The 269-nt window shown below is 68.8% G+C and carries 1 protein-coding gene; it reads left to right on the top strand.

Annotated features, from left to right (window positions below; all coding sequences use genetic code 11):
• Positions 1-228 (top strand): ABC transporter permease (locus tag SB719_RS20335; RefSeq protein WP_412159767.1); only part of this gene is annotated, 228 nt, incomplete at its 5' end.
• Positions 229-269 lie beyond the last annotated feature (41 nt).

The raw sequence follows: 269 nt of genomic DNA, 5'->3' as shown, positions 1-269 counted from the left end.
CTCGCCGAGGCGATGCTGGTGTCGCTCGGCGGCGGCGTGCTGGGCATCGCGATCGGGGTCGGCGGCGCCTTGCTGGTCGGCCGCTTCAGTGATCTGCCTACCGCGCTCAACAGCCAGATCGTGCTGCTGGCGGCAGGCTTCTCGATCGCCACCGGCCTGTTCTTCGGCTACTACCCGGCGCGCAAAGCGTCGCAGCTCGATCCGATCGACGCGCTGCGGCAGCAGTAGTCGTGGCGGAAAAAGGGCGCCCGAGGGCGCCCTTTTTCCTC

Origin of the sequence: Pantoea sp. SIMBA_079, assembly GCF_046940275.1 — a bacterium.
GTDB lineage: Bacteria > Pseudomonadota > Gammaproteobacteria > Enterobacterales > Enterobacteriaceae > Pantoea > Pantoea borealis.
Note: the sequence above shows the minus strand (reverse complement) of the source record. Positions and strands in the feature narration are given on the sequence as shown.